This is a genomic window from Yersinia ruckeri ATCC 29473, from assembly GCF_000754815.1.
In the GTDB taxonomy this organism is placed as follows: Bacteria; Pseudomonadota; Gammaproteobacteria; order Enterobacterales; family Enterobacteriaceae; genus Yersinia; species Yersinia ruckeri.
Window position 1 is genome coordinate 2,594,513 of record NZ_KN150747.1, and the last position, 16,265, is coordinate 2,610,777.

The window sequence follows — 16,265 nt, forward strand, 5'->3', positions numbered from 1 at the left end:
TAATAGAAATGATAATAGTTATTATTACTAATAAATCCAGTGTCATATATAACAATAATCGTTTTTTTAATGAATATTTATGAATTCAAGCATAAGCAAGCCGATGGGCATGGAGGTAAGGCGGTGTAACCGGTAAAGCGTAGACCGTTAGACTGAGTATTCTATGGGCAGAATTGCGCGGGATATTGCACAAAGCACTAACATACATTCTGACTGAGATTTAATCTTATGTATCGTGAGGGAATTAAGCATTTCACCGCTTCGGTGATTTCTTATGAAAATGATCGCATTCTGATGCATTTTCATAAGAAATTGCCGTTGTGGCTCTACCTAGCCGGTCACATCAAGGAGAATTTCTTTGCGAGAAAATTCCAGAAAAAAACGGGTGGATGGCATTGGCACCTGGATATGATTTATCTCTGTAGTCTTCCTGCTGACCTGATTGACGTTGAGGGTGAATTTAAGTGGCTAACGGTGCCTGAAATCGAAGCGTTACCGACACCGCGTGAATTCCCGTCGCTGATCCGTCGGGCTATTGTCGCGAGAAAATACTATTCCAATATTTAGAAGGAATCGCAGATTGTTTTTTTACCGCATTTCAGCGTTCGTGCTGACTGCTATTAATCAGGCTAATAGCAGTTGCTGCAATTCAGACAAAGAAGAAACCTGATAATGCGGTTCAATACCATCCGGTGCCACATTCCCCTGCATATTCAGCCAGCAGGTATCAATCCCTGCATTAATACCTCCCTGAATATCCGAATGTGGATTATCCCCCACCATGAGAATCTGTTCTCTTGGTGGGTTGGACATCAAGTTAAACGCATATTCAAAAATACCCACATCCGGTTTGGCTACGCCCACCTCTTCTGATATCACCAGCGGCGAAAAGACATTTAGCAAGCCAGTGCGTTGCAAACGGACATGCTGTAGATCAGTAAAACCGTTGGTAATAATGCCCATATTGGCTTTGCCATGTAAGGCACCAATTAACTCTTTGGCTCCGGGCAGTAAAGAACAGATATCGGCCATCGCCACCAGAAACGCGCCATTCAGCGTCGAGGGTGAAACCTCCAATCGGTTCGCCCACATTTCAAAGCGTATGCTTTGTAGCTGAGCTGCGGTGATTTTACCGTCCTGATAATCAACCCATAATGGTTTGTTGATCAATTGATAATCCTGGTAATCCTGCGGGGTAAAGTCAGTTTTGAAGCGGGAAAACATCAGTTTTAACCCTTGGTATGCATCAAAATGAAATAGCGTTTCGTCCGCATCAAAAAGTATCCATGTGTACTTCATTCTTTCTACGACTCCTGCGGTTAACGCGCGCTATAAAGGCTAGATTTCATGTCAGTCCGCCATTCTCCAGCAGTTCGTCAGCATGATCAACCCTGCCAGCTAACAGCCAGTCGCTTATATCCGTTATAAAAACAACCGCTAGCCGGTTACCGACCTCAGAAACCGCCTATGCTGCCAAGGAACGCAATATTTCTGGATTGATTTTCACTTGGTTATCACCTTGAGTCAGCGGCAGATTAAACTGACTTTGCATTCTTTCATTCAACAGATGCAAGGCATCGTCCAATGGTAATCCCATATCTGCAGCCACATCGAGTAATTCATTGCGGGACCACAGTAGGCGACTGAGCAAGAAACGGAGTAATGCCGAATGGTCGGCGTCGAGACCAAAGATCTCAACCGGTTTGATCCACGTGCTCAACGGTTGGATCGGTGACGACGCGGGTTGGGCACTGGGGGTGGAAAACATATTTTGCAGCACCGAATACACCGCCCGACTTTCCTGCTGCAACTGAGCCACGCGAACGGTATCGGTCAATATTCTCCCTTTGGTCGCGCCCGGTTGCTGAAGATCGGTATAAACCAGCTTATTATCCAGTGATAAACGCAGATACACCCGCTCGAGAAACTTCACTTCTTGCGGTGTGACCTTGCCATCGGCCTGAATAAGATGAGACAGGAAACGTGCAATAGCCCGACGGGTGGCTACATTCAGCGGTTCAAGTTTTTTTCTCAACGCGCCCAGCGTGCTGGCTTTTTTAATACCGGGTTGCAGATAGGCTTTTAAACGCATGCGCTGTCCGGGACTCAGGTGACCCCAGGCATCAATATGCTGACATAACATGTTTAATTCCGGCTCAGAAATACTGCCATCCACCATCACGGCAGCGCAAGCCAGATCGAGAGTGACAACGGTTACCCGATAGGCGGGTAAGGTTTCAGATTCAGTTTTCAGTAACGTAATCGGGAAAAGTGCAATCGTATCTTGTGCTGAGGGGGTAATATTATCAGTTAATATATCCGGCTCGACACCAAGCTGCATTTTCTCCAAAGCCTTAACCAGCGCTGCGACTTTATTTCGCGTCACTTCGCCTGGGCTTTTCAACCGGCTAAACAATTCGCGGTAGGTCATCAGCAATAAACCATAGCCGACTCTTTCTTTAATATTTTCCAACGCCTGCTGCAACTCTGCCGGCCACAATGTCATCGGCAGCAACAGTACCGCTTCCAAATCGTTAATCTTGTCTGGATTAAGTGCAATAAACTGGCTATAGGTTTCCAACTCGGCATAACATTCATTCAGTATCAGGCGTATTTTCTCCCGATTTTCTTTGGCGACCACCACATCGGGTAAATCATAAATTCGACGGGTGAATTGCTGATCCATGAGTCCGGTCGATGCCGAGCGATAGCAAATTTGTAGCTTGGTTCTATTGATCGGCAGAATAAGCCCTTGTGGAAAATGTTGTTGATAGCGCTGTTGGAACAAATGTGAAAAAACGGCAAAGTTACGGGTTGCTGCGCGATTATGCGGTAAATTCGGATCGGATAAGGCCCAGGCAACGGCCCATTCAGGCGGTAACGGATACTGATCCATCGCCAATTGCCCTAAGCCGATTTTCACCGCTAACGGTAAATCGTTACCGTAGCCATCAAGCGTTTGCGGTGCGGATAGGTAGGTTTTCTCACTGGGATCAAGCGGCGTCAGATAGGCCAGTAAATGACGGCCGCTCTGCTCAAATGCACGGTGTTCACCATAAATACTCAGCAGGCGGATAATTTCTGCTTTTAGCACCGGTTGTTCATTTTTTGCTGCCGCATCCACATTAGCGTCGATTAATAAGCGATGTTCCAATCCATAGAAAAAGAGGAAAACATACCCAATATGCGCATGGGGAGATTGACGTCCGTCAGCCAGCCACTGTAAATAAGCCCGCCGCGCTTCTGGCGACAAAGTTGAGTAATTTGGGCGTTCGTCTGTCAGTGGCAAAGTAATATCTACATCACTCACTGCCACTTTTAACGTTGGATTAATGAAAGCGGGTTCCGCACCGTGACGATTACTTTTCAACTTATTGCCGATATAAATCATACCATCGGGTAAATTAATCCCCGCCACTACCGCCAGTTCGCCGGGTGGTAACCAAGAAGCACGGGATAGAGAACCCTGCGGTAACACCGGTGCTTGATAATTTTGTTTATTCAATTCATCTGACAGTTGGAAAATATAAAACTCATCATCCGATGGTTGCGGCAACGACGGTTCGATTTCATCCAATGACACCACCGTTGCCTCTGCCAGTAACGGGGGCGCATCGACGGTAAGCGCTGTGGTGGTATTTTTGGCCGCTTTAAGGTAACGCCAGAAAAAGAATACGCATAAAAGTGCAGCGCCAACCGTTATTGACGTTTCTTTTGGCAACAATGACAGCAGCCCCAGAATAATCATTAAAAATATCACACGGCCAGTTCCGGCAGATTTTATCTTAATCACGATGGTTTATAAGCCCCTATCTTAAAATAATAATTTTTATTCTGCCCTAAGGGCAATTTTTTAATAATCATTCGATTTTGAATAACACTGATGCGACAGACAGCCAAATTCCCCCGTAGGTGTGCAGGTTTATTGGTTGAACTGGTTATCAATATAAATAATATAAAATAAAACGCCCCTATCGCAGCATCCGTCAATTATGCCAGCTGACTGGGTTATCAGCACGCGGTTTGTCAGGAATAATATTTCCTCCCACAATGATTCAGCGTATTTACCCACGCGGATGAGTCATTTATTAACCAATAAATCCATTTGCAAACATGTTAATTTTGCTCCAATGAATACACTATTAATGCCGCGAAGGTTTACGACCAAAGTCGTGCGGGTAAAACCACGGATGACTTTGGTGGCCCCCATCACTCTGCGCTAACAGGTTCAACCGATTGGTAAATATCAATATCAAAGTACCCGTCGGCCTGCCCATCATTCAGATAAACTTCATAGCACGCCCCTTCTGCGGGCACATAGCCACTGGCTGGCAAATGCTGGCCATATAGCTCGCCCCAGGCTTTGGCGTAGTCACCATCAATAACGCGAGTGCGATAAACGGCGTAAGTGCCGCCAGGAATAACTTGCAGCAAAACCCCTTCGCTGGCATTGGCCGGTAAGACAAAATCATCCGCGACGGAACATGCAACATCAGCGCGCAGTTCTGCCGCTGGCGTGGTTTCAGGATTATCCCAGTACAGCGCCAGCCATGTCTGCGCAGGAATTTGATGATGTTGATGCCAGCTAAACAGTTGATTGAATCCCTGAGGGATGGTTTCGCCATAGGGACCGACAACGCGCATGCTGATAACTTGCAACGGTGTTTTTTCAATAATACGAAATGCCATAATCAGAACCTCGTGATAGCAGGTTTAGGGGCCTGGGGGTCAGTCCCAGTACGATACTACGCGTTACTTAGCGGTATAAAACCAACGATCATTGGTGTGCTTAAACGTACATACTGTACAAACATACAGCATGGCGGTAATATCTGACAATCGTTTATTTCTTCACCGATAGTTGCTGCGTCTTCACTCAATCTGCCGCAAAGTGGTGCAAAAGTCATCAACTGCGTCGATCTCGATAATCAAATGGGCAGTAACGGGCAAGCGATGACGATCGATCGTGGTTACAGTGGGTCACTCATCTGGAATAACGAGGAGAATGAATAGGGCATTCAGAAGTTCGCTGAACCGTTTTCCCCCTAAGTGATTGATGGGGATAACGACACCGAGTCACCGATAAATTAGCGTCTGATCTCGCTTTTTTCGTGCAATACTGCTCGGCATAGCATGCCTTATTATACGCATCTATTTTCACCATCACATTCAACCTGCGGAGCCACATGGAAACTTTTTATATTGATCAAATGCCCACCCCTCAGGGTGAACTCGTGATTATCTGCGATGAACAACATAACTTGCGCGCCATTGATTGGGTCGATCACTATGAGCGGTTATTGAAATTGCTGAGTGCGCACAATGGGCCAAATACCTTTACCCTGACCAAACAATCTAATCCCGGTGGACTTACGGAAAAAATGCAGCGTTACTTTGCCGGAGAACTGACCATTATTGATACCTTGCCAGTAAAAACCGCCGGTACGCCGTTCCAACGTCAGGTCTGGCAAGAGTTGCGCAACATTCCCTGCGGTACCACTATTTCCTACGGCGAATTAGCGCGACGTATAGGCCGGCCAACCGCTTCCCGCGCAGTCGGTATGGCTAATGGCCTCAACCCCATTTCAATCGTCGTGCCTTGCCACCGGGTGATCGGTGCATCCGGCACACTAACCGGTTATGCGGGTGGCATTGAGCGAAAACGCGGGTTATTGGTCCATGAGGGTTATCTTTTAGCGCGCTAAGTGTTGTTGCGCTTATCAGACGCCTTAAAAGATGTTAAAATTGACAAATATCAATATTAATGGGAATACCCTCATGATCCCGGAAAAACGTATTATCCGACGCATTCAGTCTGGCGGTTGCGCAATCCATTGTCAGGATTGCAGCATCAGCCAACTCTGTATTCCTTTTACCTTAAATGAGCATGAGCTGGATCAGCTCGATAACATCATTGAAAGGAAAAAGCCTATTCAGAAAGGACAGGCGTTGTTCAAAGCGGGCGATGAGCTAAAGTCTTTGTACGCCATCCGTTCCGGGACCATTAAGAGCTATACCATTACCGAAGAAGGCGATGAGCAAATCACTGGATTCCACCTGGCTGGTGATCTGGTCGGCTTTGATGCTATCAGCAATGCGCAGCACCCCAGCTTTGCTCAAGCGTTGGAAACCTCGATGGTGTGCGAAATTCCTTTCGAAACCCTCGATGATTTATCCGGCAAGATGCCTAATTTGCGTCAACAAATGATGCGGTTGATGAGCGGTGAGATCAAAGGCGATCAGGATATGATTCTGTTGCTGTCGAAAAAGAATGCAGAAGAGCGTCTGGCGGCGTTTATCTATAACCTTTCGCGACGTTTTGCCCAGCGTGGTTTCTCTCCGCGTGAGTTCCGTTTGACCATGACCCGTGGTGATATTGGCAACTATTTGGGGCTAACAGTAGAAACCATCAGTCGCCTGCTTGGCCGTTTCCAGAAAAGTGGCATTCTTAGTGTGAAAGGTAAATACATCACCATTGAGAATACCGAAGCCTTGGCCCAACTGGCTGGCAATCCAAAACCTGCGCTGTAACATATGATGCCAGATTAATAACTCACTTATTTATTGGTCTGGCGTTCTCTTCTCCTGTTCTGTTTTTCTATCATGGTTTACTCTGTAAGTAACAAACTGTTGATTCACAGTTGTAAGGAGAACCTATGGCGAAGTATCAGAATATTCTGGTGGCTATTGACCCCAATCAGGACGATCAACCGGCGTTACGTCGGGCTGTTTATTTAGTGCAGCGCAACGGTGGGCGGATTAAAGCCTTCTTACCTATTTATGACCTTTCTTATGATATGACTACCCTGCTCTCTCCCGATGAAAGAACGGCGATGCGCAAAGGGGTGATCAGCCAGCGAGCGGCCTGGATCAATGAACAATGTCGTTTCTATATTGATGCCGGCATGCCGATTGAAATCAAAGTGGTGTGGCATAACCGTCCTTATGAAGCCATTATTCACGAAGTTCTGAGCGCCAAACATGATTTACTGCTTAAAATGGCTCATCAGCATGATCGGTTAGAATCGATTATTTTTACTCCGACCGATTGGCATTTGCTGCGTAAGTGCCCGTGCCCGGTCTGGATGGTGAAAGATCAACCTTGGCCAGAAGGCGGTACTGCGCTGGTGGCGGTAAATCTTTCCAGTGAAGACCCGCTCCATGATCCGCTAAATATCAAATTGGTGCAGGAAACCCAAGAATTGGCGGCGCATGTTAATCAGATTGCGGTACATCTCATCAGCGCCTATCCGGTGACACCGATCAATATTGCTATCGAGTTACCGGATTTTGACCCTAGCGTCTATAACGACGCCATTCGAGGGCAGCATTTAGTGGCAATGAAAGCGCTGCGGCAAAAGTTTGGTGTTGATGAACAATTTACTCACGTTGAAAAAGGATTGCCGGAAGAAGTGATTCCCGATCTGGCTGAACACCTGCATGCGGGCGTAGTGGTACTGGGGACTTTGGGGCGAACCGGTCTTTCTGCTGCCTTTATTGGCAATACCACCGAGCATGTGATTGACCGTCTCAAATGTGATTTATTGGCAATTAAGCCGGATGGTTTTACCTGCCCGATTGAATACCATGAAGATGAAGAAGGTTCGGCATTGAAATAAACGGAGCGACTCGCTAATTCAGTCTCTGTAACCTTTAAGCCAGTCTGTCAGCGTGGGCTGGCTTAACATCCATGTTGCTTGTTTCATTTGCTTGGTTCTACCTACCCCCAGCTTGCCCAGAACATTCCCTCACCTGAAATTCCCTCGTCGCTGTGGTCGTGGCGGTTTTTTAATCCGAAAATAGAACAGATAAAGCAGACGAGGAATTAACTTCCCGCGTCTGCGCACCATCAATGTCCAGAAAGCATTACAAGAATGCTTTGTATGGCAGCTCCGGCTCATCGATAAAGATATCGTGGAAGCCCCTATCATGCTGATAATACATTTTGTTTTTATCCGTTGGATAAGTGTACTTCCCGCCTACTTGCCAGAAGAACGGCGCAAACTTGTAGTCTAATCGATCTTTTTTCATTTTCCACAACACCTCGATCTCGCGAGTGTCGCTTTGGAAGTTGGCCCAGATATCATGATGGAACGGCACCACAACCTGCGCATTGAGGGATTCACCGGCACGCAGAATATCGGATGAGGTCATTTTATCGGTCACACCGCGTGGGTTTTCGCCATAGGACAACAGCGCCACGTCAATATCATAATCATTACCGTGTTTAGCATAATAATTTGAATAATGAGAGTCGCCCGAATGATAAATTGAGCCACCACTGGTTTTAATCAGATAGTTAACCGCTCGCTCATCCATGGTATCCAGCAGGGCTTTATCCTTGGAAGAGGTTCCTTTTGGCAAGGTAACCAGTGCGGTGCGATCGAAAGAATCCAATACGGTGATTTGAATATCACCAATCTCAATTATCGCCCCGACTTTGGCCACAATGCAGCGATCCTCTGGGACGCCCCAGCCAATCCACAAATTAACGCAGGCCTGTGGGCCAATAAATTTCACGTGGTCGCCACAGTTTTTCAGCACCGCAGCCGCCACATTAATATCGATATGATCAGCGTGATCGTGGGTTGCCAGCACGGCATCAATTTTCTTAATGGCAAAAGGATCCAACACAAATGGCGAGGTTCGAAGATTTGGCTGTAATGCCCGCACACCGCCCATTCGCATCATCTGATGTTGAGCATTCATATACGGATTCGCTTGCGTTTTTTTCCCAGTACCGCACCAGAAATCAATAGAGATATTGGTATCTCCAGCGGATTTTAGCCAAATCCCGGTACAACCCAGCCACCACATAGCAAAGGTATTGGGATAAACCTCGGTTTTTTCAATTTCTTCATTTAACCAGGTTCCCCATTCAGGGAAGGTGTTCAAAATCCATGATTCGTGGGTAATCTCGTTTACTTTGCTCATAATCAGACCTTTAGGATAAAGAAATCAGACCAAAATGACGTCTACCCCTTGCGCTTTCAGGCTGCTGATGACCTCAGGATTTGCATCCTTACCGGTAATCAGAATATCGATTTTACTGGCTGGGCAAAAGAGTAATCCCGTGCGCTGCCCCACTTTGGAGCTATCAACAACCACGACCAGCTTGCTGATTTTATCCAACATTTGCTGTTCCGAAACCGCAGTTAACATATCGGTTTTGTACAGGCCGGTTTCATTGAGCGCCTTGCCACTGGTAAACATCCATTTGCCTGCATAAGCATCAAAAGTTGTCGAGGTAGGGTTAAGAATAATATTCTGCGTTTTGTTGTATTGACCTCCAATAATGATCACGCATTCGTGGTCGTGCTCAATCAGATAGCAAGCTAGTGGAAAGTAGTTTGTTACAATTTGAACATCGCGGCCACACAAGGTTTGACCGAGTAAAAATGCGGTAGAACCGCAGTTAAGTACGATGCTGTCACCGTCCTCGCACAGTTCGGAGGCTTTGGCGGCAATGCGCGATTTCTCTTCATAGTTATCGGCGTTATTGATGTTTAACGGCGACCAGGCCTGCTTTTTATCCGCGAGACGCTCAGCGCCATTACGCACCTTTTTCAACTGCTTTAACGCATCAAGTTTTGCAATGTCACGTCGTGCCGTCGCGGGAGAAATATCAAAACGTTCCGTCAGGTCACTGATAGTGAGAGACCGTTTTGCATTAACCCAAGCGACGATTTCATGGTGACGCTGTCTTTCATTCATCTCAGTTATCCTACAATAACCGCTCATCCATTGATTACTGATGATTGGTTTTGATTTAAATTGATCATATACGCGAGAAAAACAACTGTCAATGGTGTGATGCTTAACAATTCAATGACAAAACCCTCGGTATATCCGATCTCTATTTTAGCTTCAAAACTCTCAATTCTCATGATATTGAGATTTATTGCTTTTATTTCATTATATTATAAAAATTACACATCTCGCCACTGCGAGTAAATGTGAGAGGAATCAAACTAATCATATTGAATCATTGAATGATCACATTTGATTGTATACCTTGTGATGGTGTCATGTTTTATCCGAAAAAGGGATCTCTACCGGGCGGTCATTAATAAAGGTTCCGTCCAACCATAATGAGTATCAGGGGGTGGTATGGAGTATCTGTATGACGTTTTTTATATCTTCTACAGTCAGGTCATGACAAAAGCGCCGTTGCTGCTAGGCCTGGTGACTTGTATCGGCTATAGCCTACTACGCCGTGATATCACAACCATTATCAAAGGAACAATCAAGACTATTGTTGGTTTTATGCTGGTTCAAGTTGGTGCGACCACATTAGTCTCCGGTTTTAAGCCAGTGATTGAAAAAATGGCCGAGTTCCATGGTCTGACGGGATCGGTGATTGATCCCTACACGTCAATGATGGCGACCATGGAAACTATGGGCGATGACTACTCCTGGGTCGGGTACGTGGTGTTACTGGCGCTAGCGATTAATATTTTGCTGGTTGTGTTGCGTCGCTATACCGGGATTCGCACGATTATGCTAACTGGCCACATTATGTTCCAGCAAGCCGGGCTGATCGCGGTGTTTTACTTTGTGATGGCGGTTCCTATGTGGGAAACCGTGATTTACTCTTCCATTCTCCTGGCTCTTTACTGGGGTATATTCTCCAATATTATGTTTAAACCGACCGAAGCCGTGACCGGTGGTGCCGGTTTTTCTATTGGTCATCAACAGCAAGCCGCATCCTGGATTGCGGTAAAGGTTGCGCCAAAATTGGGCGATCCGAAAGACAACGTCGATAATCTGAAACTCCCCAAGTGGTTACATATCTTCCATGACAGCATTGCCGCTACAGCCATTGTGATGACACTGTTCTTCGGCGCGATCCTGCTCTCTTTCGGTATGGATAATCTACGCGCGATGGCGGGTGGAACTAACTGGGCAATTTATATTCTGGAAACCGGGCTGAAATTCGCCGTCGCAATTCAGATTATTGTCACCGGCGTGCGGATGTTCGTTGCCGAATTATCTGAAGCTTTTAAAGGTATTTCTGAGCGGGTGATCCCGAATGCAGTATTGGCGATTGATTGCGCCGCCATTTATGCCTTCTCCCCTAACGCGATGGTATTTGGCTTTATCTGGGGGGCTTTGGGGCAGTTCAGCGCGGTACTGGTCATGCTGGCTTTCAACACCTCTATCATGATTATTCCGGGTTTTATTCCTATGTTCTTCTCCAACGCCACCATCGGCGTCTTTGCCAACCATTTTGGCGGCTGGCGTGCGGTAATGAAAATCTGCTTCGTGATGGGAATCATCGAAGTCATCGGCTCAGCTTGGGCAATTGACCTGTTTATGCAACAGGGCACTACCTTTAATAGCTGGATGGGAATGGCCGATTGGTCGTTGTTATTCCCACCGATTATGCAGGGTTTATCTGCCTCATCCGTTACGTTTTACCTATTGATTGCCTTGGCGTTGGTCTACATGTTTTTTGCTTCCCGCACCTTACGGGCAGAAGAAGATGCCGAGAAAAACCGAGCTTTAGCGGCACCATTCACCGCTGCGGAATCCACTGAAGTCGATAACCAAGAACCGGTCAGCAACGTAGCCGTGAAAGGCGGTCATCCGGTGCGGATTCTGGCTGTCTGTGGCAACGGCCAGGGTTCTTCCATGATGATGAAAATGAAGATCGGCAGCTATCTGGAGAAGAAAGGGATACCTCACCATATGGATTCCTGCGCGGTTTCTGATTACAAAGCCAAGCTGACGGCGACTGACATTATTGTTTCGTCGAAACACCTTTCGAGCGAAATGGAGGTTACCGAGGGTAAGTTTATTCTCGGGGTACAAAATATGCTGAATCCTCAGTCATTTGGCGACGAGTTGCTGAATCTGATCGAACAAGTCACTCAAGCAAAATAACGTTAACTTTGATGAATATTTAAGTCTTATCCGGGGAAAAATCACAATGGCAACCTTATCACTAAAAGACTCGTTGATAGCAAACCGTTCCATATTGCTACAGGCACCGGCCAATGACTGGCGCGCGGCCATCAAGTTAGGCACCGATATGCTGATTGCCTCTGGAGCCGTAACTCCGGCCTACTATCAAGCCATTATCAGTAGCGTTGAAAAACTTGGCCCCTATATCGTTATCGCACCAAATTTTGCCATGCCGCACGCCCGACCAGAAGACGGCGTAAACCGTACAGCTTTTGCGCTGGTTACCTTGGCTGACCCGATTTATTTCGACGGTGAAGACGACGCAGTGGATGTATTGATTACCCTTGCTGGCAGCAATTCGGATGAACATATGGCGGGGTTAATGGAGGTCACGCAGGTTTTGGATGACGAAAATAGTGAAACCGGAGTAGACCTGGATAAATTGCGGCGGTGTCGAACCATAGAAGACGTTTATGCGGTTATTGATGCAGCGCTGCGGGTGTAACAAGGAGAAGTCATTATGTATCAAACACTGAAACAACGGGTGCTGGACGCCAACCTGTTATTGCCCCACTTTGGTCTGGTGACCTTCACTTGGGGCAATGCTTCTGAGATTGATCGCCAGCGCGGCGTTCTCGCCATTAAACCTTCTGGGGTGGAATATGACCAGATGAAGGCTGAGGATATCGTCGTGCTGGATCTGGACGGTAAAGTCATTGAAGGGGATTTAAATCCCTCCAGCGATACCCCGACTCATCTGGAGTTATACCGCCGCTTTCCTGCCCTTGGCGGCATTGTGCATACCCATTCGCGCCATGCGACCATCTGGGCGCAGGCCGGAAAGGATCTCCCGGCTCTGGGAACCACCCACGCTGACTATTTCTACGGCGATATTCCCTGCACTCGGCCATTGAGCGACAACGAAATCAATCAGCACTATGAAGAAAACAGCGGACGGGTGATTGAAGAAACTTTCAACCGACGCGGCATTGACCCTGTGGCCGTCCCTGGGGTGTTGCTGTATGGCCATGCGCCCTTCACTTGGGGAAAAGATGCTCAAGAAGCGGTACATAACGCCGTGGTGTTAGAAGAAGTGGCGGCGATGGCATTGGCAACACGCTCCCTCAATACGCATATTCACCTGCAACATGCTTTGTCGGATAAACACTATCAGCGTAAACACGGTAACAACGCCTACTACGGGCAACGTTAGCCGCCGACTGACAATCAGTCTCGCTTTCTACACTCTCACCTCGGCATCCGAAATCCGCTGCCGCTGACTAAAAAGGAATATCACATGGCCAAACCTATGCTTCAAATCGCGCTGGATCAAACCGATCTGGCCAGTGCCGTTAATTTGGCGAAAAGCGTTGCGGGCTACGTCGATATTATTGAGGTCGGGACTATTCTGGCCTTTGCCTGTGGAATGGAGGCCGTGACGACTTTGCGTAAAAACCATCCAAACCATCTATTAGTTTGTGATTTAAAGACCACTGACGGTGGTGCCATTTTATCGCGCATGGCCTTTGATGCCGGTGCCGATTGGCTGACGGTTTCTGCCGCTGCGCACATCGCAACTATCGCGGCCTGTAAAAAAGTCGCCGATGAGTTGGGCGCTGAAATTCAAATCGAAATCTACGGTAATTGGACTCTAGATGACGCCAAATCCTGGCGAAAATTGGGGATTAAGCAAGCCATTTATCATCGTTCCAGAGATGCAGAACTGGCTGGCGTGGGTTGGAGTGACGATGACCTGACCCGCATGCGTGCCCTCTCGGATTTAGGTCTGGAGCTTTCGATTACCGGCGGCATAGTGCCGCAGGATATCCGCCTGTTTGAAGGTATTCGGGCGAAAGCCTTTATTGCCGGGCGCGCCTTGACCGGTGAAAAAGGTCAGTCAACCGCCCAAGCGTTACGCGCCGAAATCGATAAATACTGGGCATAAACCACAATCTCAGGGGGCTGCTAATGTATGCAAACGGGATAAATCAAGTTGTCGGAATATATGAAAAAGCCTTGCCCAGCGCGATGTCGTGGGAAGAAAAACTCAAAACGGCCAAAGCGCTAGGCTTTGATTTTATGGAAATGTCGGTAGATGAATCCGATGAGCGACGAGCCAGATTGGATTGGTCAGATCAGCAAATCTATGACCTGCGCCGCCTTTGCGAACAGCATCAGATTCCGCTGCATTCCATGTGCCTCAGCGCTCACCGCAAATATCCTTTTGGTTCAGCGGATAAAACCATTCGCCAACAGGCGCAGATCCACATGGAAAAGGCGATTAATTTCGCCTACAAGCTCGGTATTCGCGTGATCCAATTGGCGGGCTATGACGTTTACTATGAAGGTTCGAATCAACAGACTCACCAACGTTTTATCGACGGGATGAAATGGAGCACTAAACTGGCCGAACGTGCCGGAGTCATGCTGGCGGTCGAGATTATGGATACCGAGTATTTGAATTCATTGAGTAAATTTGAAATTCTTAAACGGGAAATTCCCTCTCCATACTTTATGGCCTACCCCGATGTGGGCAATATTACCGCTTGGAATTACGATACGTTGACCGAGCTGAAGCTAAGCCGCGACCATATATTGCAGATCCACCTGAAAGACACGCTGAAAGTGAGAGAAAATGCACCAGGACAATTTCGCGATCGGGTGATTGGTGATGGAGACGTGGATTTCCATGCTATTTTCCAAGTGCTGCGGGATATGGATAGCCGCGTACCGCTTGTTATTGAAATGTGGGCACAAGATGACAACTGGCGCGACAATATTCTCAGCGCGCAAAAACACTTGAATCAGGCCGCCGCACGCGCCGACTTCCCGTTATATTTATCGCCCCAATCCGCTTAAATTGTCGGCAAAAAAATCCGGAGGCAAAAGTTGCTCCGGATTTTTTATTTTTATCGGCTTGATATCAGGGCCAGTTTGACTGGCCCGTTCTTCCGCCTAAACGATTACAACGCACGTAAGATCGCTTCCACGCTGGCTTTGGCATCACCAAACAACATTTGCGTGTTGTCTTTAAAGAACAGCGGGTTTTGCACGCCAGCATAACCGGTATTCATCGAGCGTTTGAACGCAATAACATTCTGCGCTTTCCACACTTCCAGCACCGGCATTCCCGCGATAGGACTGCGCGGATCTTCCAGAGCTGCCGGGTTAACCGTATCGTTGGCACCGATCACCAATACCGTTTCGGTTTCCGGGAAGTCCTGGTTAATTTCGTCCATTTCCAGTACCACATCGTAAGGCACTTTGGCTTCAGCCAGCAGTACGTTCATGTGACCCGGTAAACGACCCGCAACAGGATGAATACCAAAGCGAACTTTGATACCGCGCGCCTGCAATTTGGCGGTGATATCGGCCACTGGATATTGCGCCTGTGCCACCGCCATACCGTAGCCTGGGGTGATAATCACCGAGCTGGAGTTTTTCAGCAGTTCGGCCACTTCTTCAGCGGTGGTTTCACGGTATTCACCCATCTCGTCAGCATCTCCGACGGAAGAACCGTCAGTACCGAAGCCGCCAGCAATGACGCTGATAAACGAACGATTCATCGCCTTACACATAATGTAAGACAGAATGGCACCGGATGAACCGACCAGCGCACCGGTGACGATCAGCAAATCGTTGCTCAGCATAAAACCGGCTGCCGCTGCTGCCCAACCGGAATAGGAGTTGAGCATCGACACCACAACCGGCATATCGGCACCGCCGATGGAGGCCACCAGATGCCAGCCAAACGCCAGTGCAATGGCGGTCATCAGGAGCAGACAAATCCCCTGCACGGCCACGCTGTCGGTTTTAACAAACAGCACCATCAGGAAGACGGAAACAACCAGTGCCAGCAGATTTAATTTATGGCGATGAGGCAAACTCAGCGGTTTGGAAGAAATAATCCCGCGTAATTTGCCAAAAGCAACGATAGAGCCAGTAAAGGTTACCGCACCAATAAAGATGCCAAGGAACACTTCAGTCAGGTGAATGTTCAGCATCACCTGATCCATTGCCGCCCCGTGATCCAGATAGCTGTTGAACCCGACCAATACCGCGGCCAGACCGACAAAACTATGAAGCATCGCGACCAGCTCCGGCATTTCGGTCATTTCGACTTTCTTCGCCAGATAAATACCAATGGAACCACCGATAACCATCGCCACGATAATCCAACCAACGTTGCCGGAATCCGGCCCCAGAATGGTGGCAATCAGCGCAATAGCCATACCGGTAATACCCATGGTATTACCCTGTTTGGAGGTTTCGTGGCGGGATAAACCGGCCAGACTGAAAATAAATAAAATCGCGGCAACTATGTATGCAGCTGTGACGAGACCACTAGACATCAGTTA

Annotated in this window: 15 protein-coding genes; 9 read left to right on the forward strand and 6 right to left on the reverse strand. The window is 47.6% G+C overall.

What is annotated here, in order from left to right:
- Nucleotides 1–228 precede the first annotated feature (228 nt).
- Entirely contained in the window at nt 229–567 is a 339-nt protein-coding gene (locus DJ39_RS11500; protein ID WP_004717449.1) for an NUDIX hydrolase, read from the forward strand.
- Nucleotides 568–624: 57 nt separating this feature from the next.
- On the opposite strand, the gene yjjG is transcribed toward DJ39_RS11500, so the two are convergent.
- From yjjG to sbmC, 3 genes are all read right to left on the reverse strand, one after another.
- Entirely contained in the window at nt 625–1,299 is a 675-nt protein-coding gene (yjjG, locus tag DJ39_RS11505) for a pyrimidine 5'-nucleotidase (protein ID WP_004717450.1), read from the reverse strand.
- 166 nt (nt 1,300–1,465) lie between these two features.
- Nucleotides 1,466–3,793, reverse strand: coding sequence for a tellurite resistance TerB family protein (locus DJ39_RS11510; protein ID WP_004717452.1), 2,328 nt, complete (start codon nt 3,791–3,793; stop codon nt 1,466–1,468).
- Nucleotides 3,794–4,209: 416 nt separating this feature from the next.
- A complete protein-coding gene (gene sbmC / locus DJ39_RS11515) occupies nt 4,210–4,689 on the reverse strand; it encodes a DNA gyrase inhibitor SbmC (RefSeq protein WP_004717457.1) in 480 nt (159 codons plus the stop codon).
- Between the two features lie 497 nt (nt 4,690–5,186).
- Here sbmC and ogt point away from each other — a divergent pair, with 497 nt between their 5' ends.
- From ogt to uspE, 3 genes are all read left to right on the forward strand, one after another.
- A complete protein-coding gene (gene ogt / locus DJ39_RS11520; RefSeq protein WP_004717459.1) occupies nt 5,187–5,705 on the forward strand; it encodes a methylated-DNA--[protein]-cysteine S-methyltransferase in 519 nt (172 codons plus the stop codon).
- Between the two features lie 73 nt (nt 5,706–5,778).
- Nucleotides 5,779–6,531, forward strand: a complete 753-nt coding sequence (gene fnr, locus DJ39_RS11525) for a fumarate/nitrate reduction transcriptional regulator Fnr (protein ID WP_038242608.1) — start codon at nt 5,779–5,781, stop codon at nt 6,529–6,531.
- A 125-nt stretch (nt 6,532–6,656) separates the two neighbouring features.
- A complete protein-coding gene (uspE, locus tag DJ39_RS11530; protein WP_004717466.1) occupies nt 6,657–7,619 on the forward strand; it encodes a universal stress protein UspE in 963 nt (320 codons plus the stop codon).
- Between the two features lie 247 nt (nt 7,620–7,866).
- Here the strand turns inward: uspE and ulaG are convergent, their stop codons facing one another.
- Both ulaG and ulaR read right to left on the reverse strand, forming a co-directional pair.
- The gene (gene ulaG / locus DJ39_RS11535) at nt 7,867–8,934 is read right to left on the reverse strand and encodes an L-ascorbate 6-phosphate lactonase (protein WP_004717467.1); all 1,068 of its coding nucleotides are present in this window, start codon (nt 8,932–8,934) and stop codon (nt 7,867–7,869) included.
- Between the two features lie 24 nt (nt 8,935–8,958).
- Nucleotides 8,959–9,714, reverse strand: coding sequence for an HTH-type transcriptional regulator UlaR (gene ulaR, locus DJ39_RS11540; protein ID WP_004717469.1), 756 nt, complete (start codon nt 9,712–9,714; stop codon nt 8,959–8,961).
- 396 nt (nt 9,715–10,110) lie between these two features.
- Between ulaR and DJ39_RS11545 the strand changes: the two genes are divergently transcribed.
- The 5 genes from DJ39_RS11545 to DJ39_RS11565 all read left to right on the forward strand — a co-directional run bounded on the left by DJ39_RS11545 (nt 10,111) and on the right by DJ39_RS11565 (nt 14,766).
- Nucleotides 10,111–11,886 carry a PTS ascorbate-specific subunit IIBC gene (locus DJ39_RS11545; protein ID WP_004717471.1) on the forward strand — a complete coding sequence of 592 codons (1,776 nt, stop codon included), beginning with the start codon at nt 10,111–10,113 and terminating at the stop codon, nt 11,884–11,886.
- A gap of 46 nt (nt 11,887–11,932) precedes the next feature.
- Complete coding sequence (locus tag DJ39_RS11550; protein ID WP_004717474.1) at nt 11,933–12,412, forward strand: PTS sugar transporter subunit IIA; 480 nt, start codon at nt 11,933–11,935, stop codon at nt 12,410–12,412.
- A gap of 15 nt (nt 12,413–12,427) precedes the next feature.
- Nucleotides 12,428–13,120 carry an L-ribulose-5-phosphate 4-epimerase gene (locus DJ39_RS11555; protein ID WP_004717476.1) on the forward strand — a complete coding sequence of 231 codons (693 nt, stop codon included), beginning with the start codon at nt 12,428–12,430 and terminating at the stop codon, nt 13,118–13,120.
- Nucleotides 13,121–13,204: 84 nt separating this feature from the next.
- Nucleotides 13,205–13,852, forward strand: coding sequence for a 3-keto-L-gulonate-6-phosphate decarboxylase UlaD (locus DJ39_RS11560; RefSeq protein ID WP_004717477.1), 648 nt, complete (start codon nt 13,205–13,207; stop codon nt 13,850–13,852).
- A gap of 23 nt (nt 13,853–13,875) precedes the next feature.
- Nucleotides 13,876–14,766, forward strand: coding sequence for an L-ribulose-5-phosphate 3-epimerase (locus tag DJ39_RS11565; RefSeq protein WP_004717480.1), 891 nt, complete (start codon nt 13,876–13,878; stop codon nt 14,764–14,766).
- Between the two features lie 104 nt (nt 14,767–14,870).
- Here the strand turns inward: DJ39_RS11565 and pntB are convergent, their stop codons facing one another.
- Nucleotides 14,871–16,259 (reverse strand): Re/Si-specific NAD(P)(+) transhydrogenase subunit beta, encoded by a 1,389-nt coding sequence (gene pntB, locus DJ39_RS11570; RefSeq protein WP_004717483.1) that lies wholly within the window; start codon nt 16,257–16,259, stop codon nt 14,871–14,873.
- Nucleotides 16,260–16,265: the final 6 nt, after the last annotated feature.

Coding starts and splice junctions, on each gene's coding strand:
- DJ39_RS11500 (WP_004717449.1), top strand. CDS start 229: ATGTATCGTGAGGGAATTAAGCATTTCACCGCTTCGGTGATTTCTTAT.
- DJ39_RS11555 (WP_004717476.1), top strand. CDS start 12,428: ATGTATCAAACACTGAAACAACGGGTGCTGGACGCCAACCTGTTATTG.
- ulaG (WP_004717467.1), bottom strand. CDS start 8,934: ATGAGCAAAGTAAACGAGATTACCCACGAATCATGGATTTTGAACACC.
- DJ39_RS11550 (WP_004717474.1), top strand. CDS start 11,933: ATGGCAACCTTATCACTAAAAGACTCGTTGATAGCAAACCGTTCCATA.
- DJ39_RS11560 (WP_004717477.1), top strand. CDS start 13,205: ATGGCCAAACCTATGCTTCAAATCGCGCTGGATCAAACCGATCTGGCC.
- yjjG (WP_004717450.1), bottom strand. CDS start 1,299: ATGAAGTACACATGGATACTTTTTGATGCGGACGAAACGCTATTTCAT.
- DJ39_RS11545 (WP_004717471.1), top strand. CDS start 10,111: ATGGAGTATCTGTATGACGTTTTTTATATCTTCTACAGTCAGGTCATG.
- uspE (WP_004717466.1), top strand. CDS start 6,657: ATGGCGAAGTATCAGAATATTCTGGTGGCTATTGACCCCAATCAGGAC.
- ogt (WP_004717459.1), top strand. CDS start 5,187: ATGGAAACTTTTTATATTGATCAAATGCCCACCCCTCAGGGTGAACTC.
- sbmC (WP_004717457.1), bottom strand. CDS start 4,689: ATGGCATTTCGTATTATTGAAAAAACACCGTTGCAAGTTATCAGCATG.
- pntB (WP_004717483.1), bottom strand. CDS start 16,259: ATGTCTAGTGGTCTCGTCACAGCTGCATACATAGTTGCCGCGATTTTA.
- DJ39_RS11565 (WP_004717480.1), top strand. CDS start 13,876: ATGTATGCAAACGGGATAAATCAAGTTGTCGGAATATATGAAAAAGCC.
- ulaR (WP_004717469.1), bottom strand. CDS start 9,714: ATGAATGAAAGACAGCGTCACCATGAAATCGTCGCTTGGGTTAATGCA.
- fnr (WP_038242608.1), top strand. CDS start 5,779: ATGATCCCGGAAAAACGTATTATCCGACGCATTCAGTCTGGCGGTTGC.